At 63.4% G+C, this 19,433-nt stretch carries 14 protein-coding genes; 4 read left to right on the forward strand and 10 right to left on the reverse strand.

Features of this window, described 5'->3' with window-relative positions; translation table 11 throughout:
* Nucleotides 1-113 precede the first annotated feature (113 nt).
* The 10 genes from NKJ80_RS15430 to NKJ80_RS15475 form a co-directional block, all read right to left on the reverse strand.
* Entirely contained in the window at nt 114-2,675 is a 2,562-nt protein-coding gene (locus NKJ80_RS15430; RefSeq protein ID WP_352497858.1) for a GcvT family protein, read from the reverse strand.
* A 155-nt stretch (nt 2,676-2,830) separates the two neighbouring features.
* Nucleotides 2,831-3,586: an FkbM family methyltransferase gene (locus tag NKJ80_RS15435; protein ID WP_023741594.1), complete on the reverse strand. Its 756-nt coding sequence runs from the start codon at nt 3,584-3,586 to the stop codon at nt 2,831-2,833.
* Complete coding sequence (locus NKJ80_RS15440; RefSeq protein ID WP_352497859.1) at nt 3,583-4,818, reverse strand: hypothetical protein; 1,236 nt, start codon at nt 4,816-4,818, stop codon at nt 3,583-3,585. The genes NKJ80_RS15435 and NKJ80_RS15440 overlap by 4 nt, the downstream gene beginning before the upstream one ends.
* A gap of 33 nt (nt 4,819-4,851) precedes the next feature.
* The gene (locus tag NKJ80_RS15445) at nt 4,852-6,282 is read right to left on the reverse strand and encodes an aspartate aminotransferase family protein (RefSeq protein WP_245260644.1); all 1,431 of its coding nucleotides are present in this window, start codon (nt 6,280-6,282) and stop codon (nt 4,852-4,854) included.
* A gap of 67 nt (nt 6,283-6,349) precedes the next feature.
* Entirely contained in the window at nt 6,350-7,357 is a 1,008-nt protein-coding gene (locus NKJ80_RS15450) for an NAD-dependent epimerase/dehydratase family protein (protein WP_023741596.1), read from the reverse strand.
* Complete coding sequence (locus NKJ80_RS15455; RefSeq protein WP_023699265.1) at nt 7,354-7,797, reverse strand: EamA family transporter; 444 nt, start codon at nt 7,795-7,797, stop codon at nt 7,354-7,356. The genes NKJ80_RS15450 and NKJ80_RS15455 overlap by 4 nt, the downstream gene beginning before the upstream one ends.
* 124 nt (nt 7,798-7,921) lie before the next feature.
* Complete coding sequence (locus NKJ80_RS15460) at nt 7,922-9,274, reverse strand: FAD-binding oxidoreductase (protein WP_023733774.1); 1,353 nt, start codon at nt 9,272-9,274, stop codon at nt 7,922-7,924.
* 3 nt (nt 9,275-9,277) lie between these two features.
* The gene (locus tag NKJ80_RS15465; protein ID WP_023691000.1) at nt 9,278-10,711 is read right to left on the reverse strand and encodes a UbiA family prenyltransferase; all 1,434 of its coding nucleotides are present in this window, start codon (nt 10,709-10,711) and stop codon (nt 9,278-9,280) included.
* Nucleotides 10,712-10,916: 205 nt separating this feature from the next.
* Nucleotides 10,917-11,180 carry a hypothetical protein gene (locus NKJ80_RS15470; RefSeq protein WP_023670370.1) on the reverse strand — a complete coding sequence of 88 codons (264 nt, stop codon included), beginning with the start codon at nt 11,178-11,180 and terminating at the stop codon, nt 10,917-10,919.
* A 144-nt stretch (nt 11,181-11,324) separates the two neighbouring features.
* On the reverse strand, nt 11,325-13,814 hold the full coding sequence (locus NKJ80_RS15475; protein WP_352497860.1) for a mechanosensitive ion channel family protein: 2,490 nt from the start codon (nt 13,812-13,814) through the stop codon (nt 11,325-11,327).
* Nucleotides 13,815-14,130: 316 nt separating this feature from the next.
* Here NKJ80_RS15475 and NKJ80_RS15480 point away from each other — a divergent pair, with 316 nt between their 5' ends.
* The 4 genes from NKJ80_RS15480 to NKJ80_RS15495 are packed head-to-tail and all read left to right on the forward strand — an operon-like array spanning nt 14,131 to nt 19,298.
* Complete coding sequence (locus NKJ80_RS15480) at nt 14,131-15,390, forward strand: sarcosine oxidase subunit beta family protein (RefSeq protein ID WP_352497861.1); 1,260 nt, start codon at nt 14,131-14,133, stop codon at nt 15,388-15,390.
* 11 nt (nt 15,391-15,401) lie between these two features.
* Nucleotides 15,402-15,698 (forward strand): sarcosine oxidase subunit delta, encoded by a 297-nt coding sequence (locus NKJ80_RS15485; protein WP_352497862.1) that lies wholly within the window; start codon nt 15,402-15,404, stop codon nt 15,696-15,698.
* Nucleotides 15,695-18,688, forward strand: coding sequence for a sarcosine oxidase subunit alpha (locus NKJ80_RS15490; RefSeq protein ID WP_352497863.1), 2,994 nt, complete (start codon nt 15,695-15,697; stop codon nt 18,686-18,688). Before NKJ80_RS15485 ends, NKJ80_RS15490 begins: the two co-directional genes overlap by 4 nt.
* Complete coding sequence (locus NKJ80_RS15495) at nt 18,681-19,298, forward strand: sarcosine oxidase subunit gamma (RefSeq protein ID WP_050587437.1); 618 nt, start codon at nt 18,681-18,683, stop codon at nt 19,296-19,298. Before NKJ80_RS15490 ends, NKJ80_RS15495 begins: the two co-directional genes overlap by 8 nt.
* Nucleotides 19,299-19,433: the final 135 nt, after the last annotated feature.

Here is a 19,433-nt window from a genome sequence, read left to right on the forward strand (position 1 = left end):
GTAGGCGAGAATTGCCAGCTTACAAAGAGAAAAGCCCGGCAAGGAGCCGGGCTTTCATCTGTTCGTTTTGCGTCACACCAATATGAGCGGTGCTGCCGAGAAATCGACGGCGCTCAACTCCTCGGCTTCAAATTCTCCGGATCGTAGAGCGGCTTGTAGCCGACGGCAGCCACCTCGACCGGGTAGGTCTCGCCGAAATATTCGATGGCAAACTTGCGGCCCTCCTGGGCATGGGCCCAGGGCAGATAGGCGAGGCCGATGTTCTTGCCGATGGTCGGGCCATAGGCCATCGACGTGGTGAAGGAGCGGCGGCCGAGTTCGTCGACAAGGGTTTCGCCGGTCTTCGGATCCATCACCGGCATGGTGCCGACGGGATAGCGGGCAACACCCTTCGAATCGACGTTTTCCGTCATCACCAGCGTGCACAGGATCGCCGGCTGGTGTTCGCGGGCGCGGTATTCGACATGTTTTGCCTTGCCGCAGAAATCGTTCTCCTTGACCTTCGGTCGGGCAAGGTCGGCCTCGAGCAGATTGTACTCGGTCAACAGGTCGGCGTTCTGCAGGCGCAGGCTCTTTTCCATGCGCCGGGTGTTGGCATAGGTCTCGACGCCGAACGGCATGACCCCGGTCGAGCGCAGCGCGTCCCAAACGGCCAGGCCGTCTTCGTAACGCATATGCAGTTCCCAGCCCTGCTCGCCGACATAAGAGATGCGGAAGGCGGTGACGTCCTTGCCGCCGATCCTGACCGGCTTGATCGCCGCGAACGGGAAGTTCTCGAGCGAGAGACCATCCGGACTTTCGACCACTTTCCGCAGCGTCGCCCGCGCGTTCGGTCCCCAGATGCCGATGGTGACATATTTTTCCGTCACGTCGGTGATGGTGACGTCAAAGCCTTTGTCCTGCGCGGTGCGCTGCATGTAGCGGAAGTCGCGCGGACCGGCGTCGGCGCCGTCGATCAGCCGGCAGCGGTCGGCCATGCGGATGACGGTGAAATCGGCGCGCACCATGCCTTCCTCGTCGAGGAAGTGGGTGTAGATACCCTTGCCGATATTGTTGTCGCCACCAATCTTGGCCGCGCACAGCCACTCCAGCAGCGCGACATGATCCGGCCCTTCGATGTCGTACATCGAGAAATGCGAGAGGTTGACGATGCCGCAATCCTCGCTCATCGCCAGGTGCTCGGCATTGGACACCCGCCAGAAATGGCGATTGTCCCACTCGTTCTCACGTATGGGAACCCGGTTGCCATACTTCTCCAGCAGATGCTCGTTGGCGGCATAGCCATGCGCGCGCTCCCAACCGCCCAGCTCCATGAAATAACCGCCAAGCTCCTTCTCGCGCTCCCAGAATGGCGAGCGGCGGATGTTGCGGCCTTTGGAGAACGGCTCGCGCGGATGCACCGCCGGATTGTAGACCTTCATCGCCGTCTCGGTGCAGCGATCCCAGATGAACTGCTCTTTCGTCTGGTGCGGATAGAAGCGCGCATAGTCGATGGCGTGATGGTCGATTTCCGTGCGGCCGTCCGTCATCCAGTCGGCGATCAGCTTGCCCATGCCGGGGCCGTCCTTGACCCAGATGGCGACGGCGTACCAGAGGCCCCTCACCTTCTGGCTCTCGCCCATGGACGGGCCGCCATCGGCGGTCACCTGCAACAGGCCGTTGAAGGAATGGCTTTCATTGTAGCCGAGTTCGCCCAGGATCGGCGTCAGCTCCATGGCGCGCTCAAGCGGCGCCAGGATCTGCTCCATGTCGAGATCGCGCTGCGACGGCGACAGCCGCGCCTGATCCTTTTCCAGCAAATCGCGCGGATGGCAAAGACGCGGATTGGTCTCTTCGTAGTAACCCCATTCGATCTGGCCGCCTTCGGCGGTCTTGGGATCGCCGGTGTCGCGCATATAGGCCGAATTGCCTTGGTCGCGCAGCAGCGGCCAGCCGATCTCCTTGCCGGTGCCGGCGAATTGATTGTAAGGCCCGAAGAAGGTCAGCGGATGGTCGATCGGCATGACCGGCAGGTCCTCGCCGACCATCTCGGCGATCAGCCGGCCCCAGATGCCGGCGCAGACGATGGCATAATCGGCCATGATCGTGCCGCGGTCGGTGACGACGCCCTTGATGCGGCCTTCCTCGACGATGAGAGATTTGGCGGGCGTGTTGGCGAAGGATTTGAGTTTCCCCGTAGCTTCCGCCTGGTCGACCAGCTTGCCGGCGACAGTCTGCGAGCGCGGGATGACCAGGCCGGCGTCCGGATCCCACAGGCCGCCCTGCACCATGGACTCTTCGATCAGCGGGAATTTTTCCTTGATCTCGGCCGGTTCGATCAGCCGGGCGCGGGTGCCGAAGGATTTGGCCGAGGCGATCTTGCGCTTGATCTCGTCCATGCGGCTGTCGTCGCCGACGCGCGCCACTTCGAGGCCGCCAATGCGGGCGTAGTGGCCCATCTTCTCGTAGAAATCGATGGAGTAGAGCGTCGTCCAGCAGGACAGGAAATCATGGCTGGTGGTGTAGCAGAAGTCCGAGGCGTGCGCGGTCGAGCCGATGTCGGTCGGAATGCCCGATTTGTCGATGCCGACAATGTCGGTCCAGCCGCGTTCGATCAGATGATGGGCGATCGATGCGCCGACAATGCCACCCAGGCCGACGATGACGACCTTCGCCTGTTTCGGAAACTCTGCCATTGCCCGCGACTCCAAGGGGATAAAGCGGGCGCGTCCGCGCCCGTTCGAATGGCGCACAATATGCAGAGGACGTGGATGCAGCTACCGCCTGTTTGCGACACGTCGCGGATGCGACGCGACCCGGCGCGCCGGCGTGCCGCCAGTGGCGATCTATCTCAGGCGAAGGCCCAGATGTCCTCGGCCTGGAAGCCGACCTGATAGCCTGATGTCTTCAGCTTGACCACGACCTGGCCGATTTCGGCGGCCGGCAGCGCGCCGACCTCGACCTTGATCATGCCCGGACGATAGCGCTTGAGATCGAGCTGTTCGAAGACGATCCAGTCGGCGCCTTCGCAATCGACCAGGAAGGCGTCGATATGCGTGATGCCGTTGCGGTCGAGCAGCGTCTGCAGCGTGTCCGACGGCACCTCGATATCCCTCAGGTGCGGCGCGAACTTGTTGAAATTTACGTCGGCCTCGCCCCAGGCATTCTTGCCCGACATCAGATTGGTGTCGGTGACCGACGAGCAGCCGATGAACTCGATCGGCAGCGTGCCGGCCTCGAGTGCCGCGGCATCGAAAGTGTGGACGGTGATCGTGCCTTTGATTTTTGTCACCGCGACCGGCTCGATGACGAAGCGTTCCGTGTCGGGATAGTTGGCGCGCAACCGCTTCTGATTGTGCGGGATCGGCTCGACCAGCACGGCCCGCGCCCGCGGAATGCGGTGCAGCCACGGCGTGACGTCGTCGAACAGCGCGCCGTCGCAAGCGCCGACATTGACCATCTGGAAGGGTTGCCCGCTGCTGAACCGCGCCTTCAGTGCAGCCTTGGCCAGGAATTTCGTGCCGCGCAACGCCGGCCCGCGATCCAGCAGACCAGCGGGCAGGCCGAGCGAAAGGGCGATGCGCGCCAGGCCGGAAATGGAACTCATGGCGTATCTCCAGGTATGGCCTGCAAGGCGATGGGCCGCCTTCCATTCAGGCTTGCCGACGCCCACAGCGCCATGATCGGGCCGACGAGCAAAAGGTAGGGCGGCAGAAGGTTCGGGAAGTAGATGCGGGTGTCGTGGATCGGAAAGACGGTGAATTTCGCCAGCACGCCAAGCACCAGTGCTGCAAGCAGGATGCCGGCGCGACGATCGAGCCGGAAGCCGGCGCGGCCGAGCGCAAACCACGCGGCCAGCGCCAGAACCGAGACCCCGACCCAGCTGTTGATGCTGATGGCGCGAATGAAGGATGCGGCAAACGCCTTGAGATAGGCGCCAACCGAGAACGGCGGCTCGAAGCCATCCATATTGTAGTGCTGCTCGATGCTGGAGAACCACAGATGCGGCCACCAGCCGGGATGTTGGGCCCAGTGCGAAATCGCGAAATAGGCGACGAAGGACGCGGCAAAGCCGGCCAGCGCGCCCCACGCCCGCTGCCGGAAGACCAGCAGCAGCACGGCGAAAATGGCCAGGAACACGATGTTGTCCGGCCGCGCCATGAAGGCCATGAAAAGCAGGAAAGCGGTCGCTGCCTCGCGGCCGCGCACATAAGCAAACAGCCCGCCGAGGAACAGGGCCGAGCACATCAGATCCGGAGTCGAGGCGCGCGCCGCGTCGCCGAAATCGGCCATGATCAGTACCGCGCCGGCCACCGGCGCCAGCGCCAGCGCACCTTCGGTTCGCAGCCACAGCAGCGTGATCATCCCGAACAGCAGCACCGAGACCACCTGCAGCACCCGCATCGCCTCGACCGGCGACATCACCGAACTCATCGTCGACAGCATCTCGGCATAGAGGAACTTGATCCGGTACATGCCAAGCAGCGAGTGGAAGTCGGCGGCATTTTGCGCCATATGGCTGCGGAAGCCGCCGCCATCGTCTGTCAGCGCCTTGTAATCGGCGGCCGAAACGCCGGCCTGGACCGTCCTGTAGGCATAGTCATGCAGCGCCTGCGCATCTGGGTAAGCGCCCTCCTCGGCGATTGCGAGATAAGGCAGCATGTCCCAATTGGCATCGGGCATCGTCCAGGCGGTAAACGCTGTCAGCAGGATATAGAGCGAAAACGCGATCGCGCCGATTGGCGCGGCCCATCGCGCATAAGTCCCCTCGCCCCACGCCAGAGCGGCCGCGGTCAGCCGGTCGAGTGTGTTTTGCGGGGCGGGAGACTTGCTCAGCATTGTCGGACTCGGGACTTCGCTCAACGGACTTCTTTAACGGACTTGGCTTTTGACGAAATCCTTCACGATCCCCACGATGCCGCGCGACAGCAGGCTATCGAAGGCATCGACGAAATGGTCGACATGCTCGCGCTGGCAGATCAGCGGCGGCTCGAGACGGATGACGTTGCGGTTGTATTCGGTGAAGGCGACGAGCACGTCATAGTCGCGCAGCAACAGCGCGCCGACGAAGCCCGACAGCGAGCCCTTCAGCTTGTCGTCGAGGACGCTGACGATCGGACGCAGCACCATCGGCAAGGTCTGCGAGAAGTCGTGGAACTCGAGCCCGACCATAAAGCCTTTGCCGCGCACATCCTTGATGATCTTCGGGTACTTCTCCTTCAGCGCCTGCAGGCGCTGAAGCAGATAGTCGCCGGTAGTGGCGGCGTTGTCGATCAGCCCCTCATCATAGAGCACATTGATGCCCTCGATCGCGGTGACGCAGGCCTCGCCCATGCCGCCAAAGGTGGCCATGGCATGGATCATCGCCGTCTTCGGCGTGCCATAGGCCTTCATATAGACCTCGCGCCGGGCGATCATCGCGCCGACCGCCGCCTTGCCGGCGCCGAGCGATTTCGCCAGCGCCGTCACATCGGGCACGACGCCATAATGCTCGAAGGCATAGAAGCGTCCCGAACGGCCATAGCCGCACTGCACTTCGTCCGCCACCCACAGCACGCCATACTGGTCGCACAGCGCTCGCAGCTTCTGCCAATATTGCGCCTCTGCCTGGATGATGCCGCCGCCGCCCTGGATTGTCTCAAGCACGATGACGCCGACCTCCGGGTCGGAGCGGAACAGCCGCTCGACCGCTTCGATATCGGCGAACGGAATGCGCACGGTGTTCTCAGCCATCTTGAAGTCCGCGCGGTAGAGCTGGCCATCGGTAATGCCGAGCACGCCCTTGGTCTTGCCGTGGAAGGAATTCTCGGCATAGACGATTTTTGGCCTCTTAGGCCCGGCGGCGCGCTCGGCGAGCTTCACCGCCGCTTCCATCGCTTCCGAACCCGACGAGCCCAGAAACACCATGTCGAGATCGCCGGGCGAGCATTTGGCGATGTTGTGCGCAAGGGCCGATGCATATTGCGACATGAAGGCGATGGCGATTTCCTGGCGCTTCTCCTCCTGGAATTTGCGCCGGGCCTCCAGGATGCGCGGATGGTTGTGGCCGAAGGCCAGCGAACCGAAGCCGCCGAAGAAGTCGAGAATCTTGCGGCCGTTCTGGTCGATGTAGAACATGCCTTCGGCACGCTCGATCTTGATCTTGTGGAAGCCGAGCAGCTTCATGAAATGCAGCTGGCCCGGATTGAGATGCGCCTTGAACAAGTCGGTCATGCGCGCAACATCCATCGCCTTCGCCTGCTCGACGCTGATCAGGTCGGGCTTGGCGATGGCGGTAGGCGACAACGCCGGCGCGCCGACCATGGTGCGCGCGTTCGTCTGCTCAGGCTTGGCCATGACGGTCATTTCGGAGTTCTCCTGGTCGTCCCACCTATTCGGCGGGGACATGATTTGCGGTGACGGCAAGCCCGTCTTTCTTGGCGCGGTATTCGCTGTAGGCGGCGATCAGCATGCCCTCGTCGCGATATTGCGGCACCCAGCCGAGCTGGCGCTCGGCCTTGGATACGTCGAGCACGCACTCCTCATCGGCGATCAGATATTGTTCGGGATCCATGATCGGCATGTTCATGAGATCGAGCAGGTCGAGGGTGCGCTTGACCGCCCAGCCCGGCGTCGGGATCAGCAGCGACTTCGAGCCAGCATGCTTGATCAGGTCGCCCAGCAATTTCTTCACCGGCGGCGGATTGAGGGAGCCCAGATTATAGGCCTGGTTGGGCACGCCTGCCTTCCAGGCCGCGCGGGCAGCTTCCGCGCAATCGAACACCGAGATGAACTGATAGGGGTTCTTGCCCGAGCCGATCATCGGCACAGGAAAATTCCAGTCGATCAGTTTGAACAGCTTTTCCAGGATCCCGAGCCGGCCGGGACCGATGATGAGACGCGGGCGAAACAGCGAGATCGACATGCCGCGCTTGCGCCATTGAGCGGCGAGCTCCTCGGTCTTCTGCTTCGACCAGCCATATTCGCCGAGCGGCGCGACCGGGTGCTCCTCGGTCATCGGCTGGGTGACCGTGTGGCCGTAGATCATGTCGGTGGTGTAGTGGACGAGCTTGGACGCGCCGGCCTTGTCCATCGCCTGCATGATGTGTTCGGTGCCGTGGAAATTCACCGGAAAGAAGAAGTCGTGACGCTTGGCCCGCACCTGGATCGGCGACAGCATTTTGGCCGACAGGTTGTAGACCATGTCGTCGGCCTTCAATCCGATGTTGGCCACCGAGGCCGTATCCGTGACATCGCAGGTGACGAAGCGAACGTTGCGATAGTGCGTCAGGTCGCTCTTGACGATGTCGGCAACGACAACCTCTTCACCATCGGCCACAAGCTTCGGGGCAAGATGACGGCCGACGAAGCCGTCGCCGCCGAAAATAACATGTCTCATCGAACGATCTCGCTGGTCTTGTCGGGGATGATGGAAGCGGTTTGGTCGTCATGCCCGCGCCCGCCCAAGTCTCGACCGCTTTGCGCGATCAGCACGGTGCCGACGCAGATGAAGGCGATGCCGGCAATGCGCCAGGCATTGAGGTCCTCGCGGAAGATGAAATAGGCGAAGATCGCAACCGCGACATAGGCAAGGCTGAGGAACGGATACGCAAAGCTGAGCTCGACCTTGGACAGCACATAGAGATGCGAAGCCATCGAGATGACGAAGGTGCACAGGCCGAGAAACACCCATGGGCTGAAAACGACCTGCAACAGCTTCAACAGCGGATTGGTGCCCTCGAACGAAATGGGACCGAGCGACATCATGCCTTGCTTCAGCATCAGCTGCGCGGCGGCATTGGTCATGACCGTGAACAGAATGAAGACGATGTATTTCATATTTTGCACCCGCCACTCGCAACGGTCCTATTACGAACCTGCAAACATTTCATGAAGTCACGACAATGCTTTGAGTAAACCACGGAACTTACGATCTATTCACCAGGACTTATTCGGATTGTATCTATTCAGCTGCCTCGACACGCCCTGGCCGGACGTTGAGCTTTTTCGCCGTCCGCAGCCAGAAACTGGACACGAACGCCGGGTCGCGCAGCGCTTCAAGGCGCTGCCAATTCGGGAAGGAGGCCGCGAAAGTATCAGCGCCCATGCGCGCATCCTTGTACGGGTTGACCGCGCCGCCGGCCGCGACCGTGATGCGGTCGAGTTCGCTGAGCAGGGCCAGCGTCCGGTCGCCGCGATTGGGGAAATCCAGCGTCAACGTGAAGCCTGGCCGCGGAAAGGACAGCAGCCCCGGCGAGCGGATCGAGCCGAAGCGCTTCAACACGGTGAGGAAAGAGCCCTGCCCGGCCCGTCGCGCCGCCTCGAGCAGCGCCGGCATGGTCTGACGCGCGACATTTTCCGGCACCACGCTCTGGTGCTGGTAGAGACCTTTCGGGCCATACAGCCGATTCCAGTCGCCGACACCATCAAGCGGAAAGAAAAAGCCCTGGTAGCCGGTTTGGCTCGGCCCCGGCGAGCGCCCCTTCTTCCACCGATAGGCGGCGTTGAAGGCGGTGAGGAACGGCCGGTTGAGCACATTGAACGGCGGCTGGAACGGCACTGAAAAACGGGAGCCGGCGCGAGACGCCGCATGCGAGCCATACTCGGCATGATTGCCTGTCAACAACAGGCCGCGCCCGCGGCCATGGCCGCCGGCAAGCTGGTCGATCCAGGCGACGGCATATTCATTGGCCTGGTCGGCGGCCTCGGCCAGTTCGAAGAATTCGCCGAGATCGGCAAACCGCGTTACCTTCTCGGCGATATCGAGCGAATGCACCCGCATCAGCCGGATCGAGGCCGACAGGATCAGGCCGGTCAGCCCCATGCCGCCGATCGTCGCCGCAAACAGCCTTGCATTGTCGGTTGCCGAGCAGGTGTAGGTCCGCCCGTCCGAGCGCAGCAGGGTGAGAGACTCGACATGGCAGCCGAAAGTGCCGCGCCGGTGATGGTTCTTGCCATGGACGTCATTGGCGATCGCGCCGCCAAGGGTGACGAACTGGGTGCCTGGGACCACCGTGGGAAAGAAACCGTAAGGTGCAGTGTGCGCAATGATATCGGAGAGGAACACGCCGGCCTCCGCCTCGAGCAGGCCGGTCTCGGCATTGAAGGCGCCGATGCGGTTCAGCGGCCGCATGTCCACGACCGCACCTGGCTCGTTCTGGCAGGAATCACCGTAGGAGCGGCCATTGCCATAGGCGAGCAGAGCGTTCTTTGTCGCCTTGCCGCTTCGCATCAGCGCGATGGCATCGTCGGCCGCGATGGCTCGCTTTGCGGCCGGCGTGGCGAGGCCAAAACTCCGGTACCGTTCGCCGGCCATGCCCTACCAGCCTCCCGCGACCAGAAGGGCGGCGCCGATCACCACGACGATCTGGCTTCGCCAGTCGCGAATGATGAAGATGACCGGATCGTCATTCATCTCGTTGCGGCGCGCCAGGATCCAGACCCGCATGGTCAAATACAGCACGATCGGCGCCAGCGGCCAGACCAGCCTGGGATGCGGATAGAGTTCGCGCACGGAGACGCTGTCCATGTAGAGCGCCAGCACCAGCGCCGAGGAGAAGGCCGACGCCATGCCCGCCTGGGCGACGATCTCCTGATCTTCGATGCGGTAGCCGCGACCGGCAATGCGCTCGCCCACCGGAATGGCTGTGGTGCGCAGTTCGACATAGCGCTTCACCAGCGCCAGCGACAGGAAGAAGAAAATCGAGAAGGCGAGCAGCCAGAACGAGACTTCGACCCCGGTCGCCGCAGCACCTGCCAGCACACGCACTGTGTAGAGCCCCGCCAGCGTCAGTACGTCGGCCAGGAGCATGCGCTTGAACGACAGCGAATAGGCTGTGGTCACCACCAGATAGCCGGCGAGCACGCCCAGGAACTCGATCGGCAACAGAAGCCCGGCGGCGATGCCGATCGTCAGCAGAGCGGCCATCGCGCCGAGACCGAACGGTATCGACAGCGCGCCGCTGGCGAAAGGCCGGTTGCGTTTGGTCGGGTGCTTGCGGTCAAGCGCAAGGTCGAAGAAATCGTTGAGGATGTAGATGGCGGAAGCCACGGCGCTGAAGGAGACGAACGCCAGCAGGCATTGCCAGATCATGTTGATGTTGAAGTATTCATGCGACAGCACCATCGGCACCGCTATCAGCGAATTCTTCAGCCACTGATGCACCCGCAGCATCTTGACGAATGTCTTCAATGTCCTTTTCGGCGCCGGCATCCTTTCGGCGCTATGCGCGGCCTGCCAGCGCCTCGCATGGCGGTCGGGCGCCACGACGATGGCGTTGCGTGCGGCTCCGAAAACCTTGAGGTCGTGCCGGCTGTTGCCGGCATAGTCGAAACCGCCGTCGCCATAGGCGGCGATGAGCGCGTCGCGCTTGCGGCCCGAGGTCATGTTGTGGGGACCGTCGGTCGCCAGCACATAGTCGAAGACGCCCAGATGCGCGGCGATCGCCTCGGCGAACTTGCGTGGCGTACCGGTCGCCAGCACGATCTTGCGTCCGTCGCTATGGTCGGCGCGCAGCCGCTGCAGCAGCGCTTCGCGATAGGGCAGCGAGGCCGGATCGATGTCGATGCGGTCTGCGATCGCTTGTTTCAGCCGCGCCGGGCCGGCGGCCAGCCAGAACGGAACCAGGAAAACATAGAGCGGATTCTTCTTGAGCAGGATGAACAGGCCTTCCCAAAGAAGATCGGTCGCAATCAGCGTGCCGTCGAGGTCGACCGCAAGCGGGATTGCGTTCTTGTCCGACCGCGCATCCATATCCGTTCTGCCCTATTCATAACCGTTGCGCCGTGCTTCGGCGTCTTCGCACCGGTATAGCGGCGGAACGGCGTAGTGAACGTTAAAACGCACGGTTGCAGCCGGTAGGCGCCACGATATTTCCCGCGTCATTGTTAAGCAATCGCTATCGCGGACAATAAAAGGCCGGGCATTGCCCGGCCTCTACTACATTTGCCTGCCGACTTTACTTGATGCGGGCAACGCCACCCGAGATTTCGACCGTTTCCGAGCCGGTCAGGGCCTCGAGGTCACCATTGGGCAAGGTGACGAAACAGCCGTTCGGGCAGAATTCCACGGTTTCGCCGGCGGCCAGCGCCAGCTCCGTCTTGCCGCCGCCTTCCGTCACGATCAGCGTACGGGTCTCAGCATCCTTGTTGACCGCGCTGGCGGCAAAGGCCGAGCCACTCGCTGCGGTAAGAGCGATGGCGACGACGAGCGACTTCCACATTTTGCAATATCGGTGTTTCCACACCGCCTCTGTTGCATTTCGCAAGGCATTCTCGCCTTTGCATGTGAGCTTATATGAGATGCAAGCTGAACCGCAACTGAATGCCGCATTCATGCCGCAATCGGTTTGGGAGGAGCTTGGGGCCTAGCTGGGATCGGGTTTGCGGGCCTTGCGACCAGTTTTGGCCAGCCGCTTCGCCTCGGTGGCGGCTCTGGCCTCCGCCTGCTCCTTCTCGGCGAACTCGACTTCGATCTTGTCGTCGTCGATCGGCCATGCGTCGGTCTGCTTGACCTTGACCTCGGCGCGCGGCGTCGAGGGGATTTCTATGTGCTCGGCGTCAAAAGCATCGAGAACGGCAAAGCGGATATCGTTCTGAACGATGGCGCCGTTCAGCACATCGGCCAGGAACACGCGGATCTCGAACTCGAGTGCTGCCGGCCCGAAATTGGTGAACAGCACGAAGGGTTCCGGGTTCTTCAGCACCAGCGCATGGCCGCGCGCAATCTCAAGCAGGACCGCGTGTACCCGCTTGACGTCGCTGCCATAGGCGACCCCGACCTTGATCTCCACACGTCCGAGCTTGTTGCGGTGCGTCCAGTTGCCGACGGCGTTGTTGATGAGGTTCGAATTGGGCAGGATCACCGATTGCCGCTGGAAGGTCTCGATTTCGGTGGCGCGCACGCTGATCTTCTTGACCGTGCCTGATGTGTCGCCGGCGACGATCCAGTCGCCGACCTTGAACGGCCGCTCGGCGAGAAGGATCAGGCCCGACACGAAGTTGGACACGACATTCTGCAGGCCAAAGCCGATACCCAGCGAGAGTGCGCCGGCAACGAGCGCCAAATTGGAAAGATCGATGCCCGCCGCCGAGATGCCGACGAGGCCGGCGAGCGCGACGCCGGCATAGCCGACCGCCAGCCGGATCGAGTTGCGCACGCCGGTATCGACCTTGCCGCGCGCCATAACCGAGCCGTCGAGCCAGCCCTGGAACCAGCGGGTCAGGAAATAGCCGATGATGAAGACGACGATGCCGGTGAGGATGCCGGTGACCGAAATCGTCACCGAACCGACGGTGACGCCTGTCGCCAACTTATAGCCCCAGGCCTGGATATCGCCGGGCTGGAAGCCCCACATCAACAGGATCAGCGGCAGGAACACCAGCACGATCATCAGGTTGATGGCGACGCTGACGACGAGGCCGAGCTGGTCGAGCGCGGTGTCCTCATAGCTGGAGTTGGTCTTCAGCCAGCGCCCAATCGAGGTGCCGGCGAAACCACCCTCCTCGCCGATCTCGCGCGCCGACAGGAAGCCGATATAGGCGGTGAGCAGGATGGTGCCGGTGACCACGACCTGCAACGAGACGAAGATGGCAAGACCGATATAGCCGAACAGTGCCGCCGCAATCGTGAACAGGCCGAGCGCGACACAGGTGTAGCGCAGCCAGGCCGGCCAGGGGCGCCAGCGCCCGTCGGCGTCCTTGTAAGGCTTCAGCAGCGCCATAAGGATCAGGATGACGCCCACGATGACGGTGGCGACAAAACTCCTGGCCACCGTCAGCGACAGGGGCGAGCCCATCTTGTCGTTGACGATCGACAGGAAATTGTTGATGCCGATGACGACTGCCATGGCCGTCGTCAGCCGCACCAGCCAACGCGCCGGGCCGGTCTCGACCTGGATCAGGCGCCAGTTCGGCATGCTGGGCGACAGAGCCGCATTGGTCAGGCGGTTGACACAGAACACTATGGCGATGACGGCTGCCAGCGCGTTGAGGAAAACGCCTATGTCGCCGCGCAGCACATTGTAATAATTGTACAGGAACACCGTCGAGGCGAGGAAGGCGCTGACCGCCAGCGTCGGCAGCAAAGTCGACCAGAACGCCACCGACAGGCGACTGAGATATGTCGGATCTTCAACCGACGCGTCGGGCTCGAAGATGCGCCCAAACAGGCGGCGCCCACCGACCAGAAGCACCACCGCCAAAGCAAGCGCCATGAGGGTCGCCGCGAGCATCGCCTGGAATTTGAACTTGAAGGCAAAGCTCAGCCAGGACGACACCGCCCTGTAAAAATTGGCGTATTCGTCCCTGGCGTCGGAAAACACTTGCGGGCTCAGTGCATCGGACAGCACGTAGCGCTTGGTCAGCCCGCTGCGAAACAGCTCGCTGCGCATATTGCCGATCTTCTCGATCAGCGCATTGATGCGGATCGACAGGTTCTGCGCGCCGGCGATGACGGCGTTGATCTCCGCCTTTTCCGACGCCAGCGCCTGGCGCTCGCCGGTCACGATGTCCGGTTCAGGGGGCTGTCCGGCAGCCGGGGGCGCACCAAGCTGCTCGAGCCTCGAATTGATCTCCCCCAGCCGGGACCGGAACGCCAGCGCGCTGTTCAGCGCAGCGCGCGACAGCTCTTCCAGCTGCAGGCGGATCTCGACGAGGGTGGCGTCGTCGACGCCGTCCTCCTGGACTTTCTTCTCCAGAGCGTCGGTTTTCGTCGTCAAACCCTGCAGGATTTTCTGCTGGTCGGCGACCAGCCCGGCAGGCGCCTGGCCCAGCCCCTGCGCCATCGCGCCGAACGAATGCGGCGCCAAGGCAACGAGCGCGAGGACCAGGATCAGGCGAAAGAAGCGAAAAAGCATAATGGTGGCGACTCAAGGGCGGCAAGGCCGCTTCTAAAGCGGTCCTTGATAGAGACGCTCATCCCATGGGGCAAGTCGTGGCGAAGTCATGGCAGGTGTCGCCTTGCGGGAGTCGGCCAGTCGAAAAGCCATGGCGCAATCTTGGCTTTGCGCCCGCCGCCTGCTCTATAGTCTGCCGCATCGCACCCGAGCCGGATGGTTTCAGGTCTGTCCGACCTGAAACCATCCGGCTCTAGAAATCAAAGATATAGAGCATGATGTAGTCCGAAAACCGCTTCACACCTTTCGGCATCATGCTCTAGGGATGACATGAAGAATGGCGGAATATTCAGCCCTTTCGCTTCTCACGAACGCGCTCAAGGGAAACAAGGACTGGAAGCCGGCCTGGCGCAAGCCCGACCCCAAGGCCTCCTATGATGTCATCATCATCGGCGGTGGCGGCCATGGCCTGTCGACGGCGTATTATCTGGCCAAGGAGCACGGCATCTCCAATGTCGCGGTGCTGGAAAAGGGCTGGCTGGGTTCCGGCAATGTCGGCCGCAACACCACGGCGGTGCGTTCCAACTACCTCCTGCCCTCCAACACCCGCTTCTACGAACATTCGATGAAGATGTGGGAGAACCTTTCGCACGACCTCAACTACAACGTCATGTTCTCGCAGCGCGGCTGCCTGAATCTGGCTCACACGCCGGGCCAGTTCGACGACTTGGCAAGGCGCGGCAACGCCATGCGCCATCTCGGCGTCGATGCGGAGCTGATGAGCACCGCCGAGATCGCGCGCCTGGTACCGGCGCTGGACATGTCGGCCTCGGCGCGCTTTCCCATCGTCGGCGGCCTGATGCAGCCGCGCGCCGGCACCGCCCGGCACGATGCGGTTGCCTGGGGCTATGCGCGCGGCGCCGACCGCCGCGGCGTCGACATCGTCGAGAATTGCGAGGTCACCGGCTTCCTGCGCGACGGCGACCGCATCACCGGCGTGCAAACGACGCGCGGAGAGATCCGCGGCAAGAAGGTCGCCGTGGCGGTGGCCGGCAGCACCGGACGGGTGATGCAGCTTGCCGGCATCGACAGGATGCCGATCGAGAGCCATGTACTGCAGGCCTTCGTCACCGAATCGCTGAAACCTTTCGTCGACACGGTGCTGACCTTCGGCATGGGTCATTTCTACATGTCGCAGTCCGACAAGGGCGGCCTCGTCTACGGCGGTGACATCGACGGCTACAACAGCTACGCCCAGCGCGGTAATCTGCCCATCGTCGACGAGGTCATGAGCGAGATGCTGGCGCTGTTTCCCGGCCTTGCGCGTGTACGCATGCTGCGCTCCTGGGGCGGCGTCTGCGACATGTCGATGGACGGTTCGCCGATCATCACCACCGGCCCGCTGCCCGGCATGTATCTCAACTGCGGCTGGTGCTATGGGGGCTTCAAGGCCACGCCGGCCTCGGGCTGGTGCTTCGCATACACCATCGCCAAGGACGAACCGCACGCGTTCAACGCGCCGTTCACGCTCGACCGTTTTTATCGCGGCCTGGTGATTGACGACAAGGGCCAGGGCGCAACGCCCCGGCTGCATTAGGGTTCAAACAAATGCTTATCACTTGTCCCTATTGCGGCCCGCGCGACGTCATCGAGTTCACCTATCAGGGCGACGGCAACCGCGAGCGCCCGCAGCCCGCCTCGCAGGACCTCGACGCCTGGAACGCCTATGTCTACGATCGGCTGAACCCGGCCGGCGACCACAATGAGATCTGGCAGCATTCAGGCGGCTGCCGCACCCATCTGAGGATGGTGCGCAACACGGTCACGCATGAGATTTCCAGCACCGGTTTCGCCCGCGGCGACCACAATGCCGCCGCCCGGCACAAGGCCGGAGACAAGTCGTGAGCCCGCGCCGCACCGAGACCGGCGGCCGCGTCGACCGCATGCGCACCATCCGCTTCACCTTCGACGGCACGCCCTACACCGGCCATGGCGGCGACACGCTGGCCTCGGCGCTGCTTGCCAACGGCGTCACGCTTTTCGGCCGCTCGTTCAAATACCACCGCCCGCGCGGCCTGCTCTCGGCCGGCGTCGAGGAACCGAACGCGCTGGTGACGGTGCTGCGCGGCGAAGTGCGCGAGCCCAACATCGCCGCAACCATGGTCGAGATCTATGACGGGCTGGTGGCCGTCAGCCAGAACCGCTTTCCCTCGCTCGCCTGGGACGTCAACGCCATCAACCAGCTCGGCGGCAAGCTCCTGGCCGCCGGCTTCTACTACAAGACCTTCATGGGTCCGGTCTTCGGCCCGCTGAAGGGAACCAGATTCTGGATGTTCTGCGAGCATTTCATCCGCCGCGCCGCCGGCCTGGGCCGCGCCGGTATTGCCGCCGACACCTCGCGCTACGAGCGCATGAACGCGTTTTGCGACGTGCTGGTGGTCGGCTCCGGCCCGGCCGGCCTGTCAGCCGCCAAGGCCGCTGCCGACCAGGGCGCTCGCGTCATCCTGGCCGAGCTCGAACCGCGTTTCGGCGGCTCGGCCAACTGGTCCGGCGAGGCCATCGACGGCGCGCCGGCCGCCGACTGGGCGGCGCGCGCCGTCAGCCAGCTCGAAGGCCATGACACGGTCCGCCTGCTGCCGCGCACCACGGTGTGGGGCTATTATGACGGCAACACGCTAGCCGCGCTCGAGCGCGTCACCGACCATAAGGAGACGCCCGGCAAGGGCGAGCCTCGCCATCGCTATTGGGCGATCCGCGCCAAAACGGTGGTGCTGGCCACCGGCTCTTTCGAGCGGCCGCTTGTATTCCCCGGCAATGACCGGCCGGGCGTCATGCTGGCGCATGCCGCCGAGCGCTATGTTAGTGATTATGGCGTGCTGCCCGGCGACAGGGTCGCGCTGTTCACCAACAATGACAGCGCCTATCGCTCGGCGCTGGCGCTGAGGAAGGCGGGCGCGGCTATTGTCGCCATCATCGACGTGCGCCCCGAGCTTTCGGCCGAGATGCGCAGCCTCGCCACCGAGGCCGAAGCCGAAATCCTCTCCGGCCATGCCGTGGTCGCCACCGAGGGCGGCAAGGCGCTCTCCGGCCTGAAGGTGCAGCGCTTCGACATGAACTCGGGCGCGCTCAGCGGTGACGCCCGCAGCATCCACGCCGATAGCCTGCTGATGTCGGGCGGCTGGTCGCCGACCATCCATCTCGCCAGCCAGGCCGGTGCCAGAGCCGAATGGAACCCTGCCCGCCAGGCCTTCCTGCCGCCGAAACCGACGCGGCAATGGATTGGCGCCGGCGCTTTCAACGGCAGCTTTTCGACCGTCGAAGCCGTCACTGAGGGCCGTGCAGCCGGCCTGTCCGCCGCGGGCGGAGCGGCTGCGCCGGCAGCTTTGCCGGATGTCGAAGCAGCCCCGGGAAACCCCGATCCGGCGCCGGTGTTCGAGATCAAAGCCAAGGGAAAAAGCTTCGTCGACTTCCAGCATGACGTGACTGCCGAAGACGTGCGGCTGGCGCATCGCGAAGGTTTTGTCTCCGTCGAGCATCTGAAGCGCTACACCACGCTCGGCATGGCGACCGACCAGGGCAAGAACTCCAACGTTCCGGGCCTCGCCATCATGGCCGAGGCGTTGGGCAAACCGATCCCCGAAGTCGGAACGACGCGCTTCCGCCCGCCCTATTCCGCGGTGTCGATCGGCTCGCTTGCCGCCGAACGCTTCGGCGATCTGAAACCCGAGCGCCTGACGCCCATGCATGACTGGCACCTCGCCAATGGCGCAACGATGTATTCCGCTGGCCTCTGGTATCGACCAATGATCTACGGCCTTGCCGGCGAGACGGTCGAGCAGGCTTATGTCCGTGAAGCCAGGGCGACGCGCGAAAGCGCCGGCATCGTCGACGTCTCGACGCTGGGCAAGATCGCCGTTCAGGGGCCGGATGCGGGCGAATTCCTCGACCGCGTCTACACCAACATGTTTTCCACCCTCCCCGTCGGCAAGGCCCGCTACGGCCTGATGCTGCGCGAGGACGGGCTGGCCTTCGACGACGGCACCACATGGCGGCTTGGCGAACAGGATTTCCTGATGACGACCACCACGGCCAACGCCGGCAAGGTGATGCAGCATCTGGAATATTTCCTCGACGTCATCTGGCCGGAGCTCAAAGTGCACGTCACCTCGGTAACCGACGAATGGGCGGGCGCGGCCATCGGCGGGCCGAAGGCGCGAGCCATCCTCGCCGCCTGTGTTACCGGCACCGCGGTCGACAACACAGCCCTGCCCTTCATGGGCATCGTGCGCGGCGAGATATCAGGCGTGCCGGTGATGATTTGCCGGCTGTCCTTTTCCGGAGAAATGGCCTTCGAGGTCTATTGCGGCGCCGGCTACGGCACCCATGTCTGGCAAGCCCTTGTCGAAGCCGGCAAGCCGTTCGGCCTGGTCACCTACGGGCTGGAGGCGTTGGGCACGATGCGCATCGAAAAGGGCCATGTCACCGGCGCGGAGATCGACGGGCGCACCACGGCGCGCGACCTGCATCTCGACTGGATGCTGTCGAAGAAGAAGCCGTTCATCGGCTCGGCGATGATGGACCGCGAAGGCCTGATCGCGGCCGAGCGGCTGCAACTGGTCGGCCTCGTCTCGCTCGACAACCGGCCGTTCAATGGCGGCGCCCACCTCGTCGAGCAACTGGACGAAGCCAATCCGCACGATTCCATCGGCCACATCACCGCCTGCTGCTATTCGCCGGCGCTGGGCAAGCACATCGCGCTGGCCCTGGTCGAAGGCGGCAAGGCGCGCCATGGCACCCGCGCGTTTGTCTCCGATCCGCTGCGCAAGCGGTTCGGGCCGGTCGAAATCGTCTCCAACCATTTCTACGACCCGGACGGGAGCCGCATGCATGGCTGAGCGCCAATCAACCGAACGCCAATCACCCGAGCGCCTCTCGCCGCTCGAGCCGGTGTTCCATCGGGGTTCGCACGGCAATTTCGAGCATGGCGTCGATGTCATCCTGACCGAAATCAGGCCAGGCTCGATCCTGCAACTGGCCGCATGGCCGGGCGCGGAAAAGCAGCTGATCGAGGCGATCGGCAAGGTCACCGGGCTCGCTTTGCCCGACGGTGCCGGCGGCGGTCTCGCCAAGTTCGGCAAGGCCGTGTTCGGTTTCGCGCCTGGAAAATTCACGGTCGTCGACGATGCCGAGGGCCTGGCGGCGCGTTTTGCCGGGGACGTAACCCCGGCAATCGGCACGATCACCGACCTGTCGCATGGCCGCACCGCTATCCGCATCGCCGGCCCTAAGGCCGAATGGGTGCTGGCGAAATTCTTCGCCATCGACTTTGCGCTGCCCGCCTTCCCCATAGGCTCCGGCCGTTCGACCACCCATCACGACGTCTTTGCGCAGATCCAGCGCACCGGCGCCGACCAGTTCGACATCTATGTCTTCCGCTCCTTCGCCCGCTCGTTCTGGAAGGCGCTCTGCCATGCCAGCGAGGAGGTCGGCTACGAGGTTCAGTAGGGCCGACAGCCGTTCTGGCCTCAAGGCCAGCCGGTTCTGCCGCTAGAGAATGCTCCAATGGAAGCCCATGGTGGGGAACGTGGCCCAACCGGCCCAGGGGATTAAAAAGATCCCGTCTCATAGTCGGCATCGTCG

This window comes from Mesorhizobium sp. M0030 (assembly GCF_040323695.1).
In the GTDB taxonomy this organism is placed as follows: domain Bacteria; phylum Pseudomonadota; class Alphaproteobacteria; order Rhizobiales; family Rhizobiaceae; genus Mesorhizobium.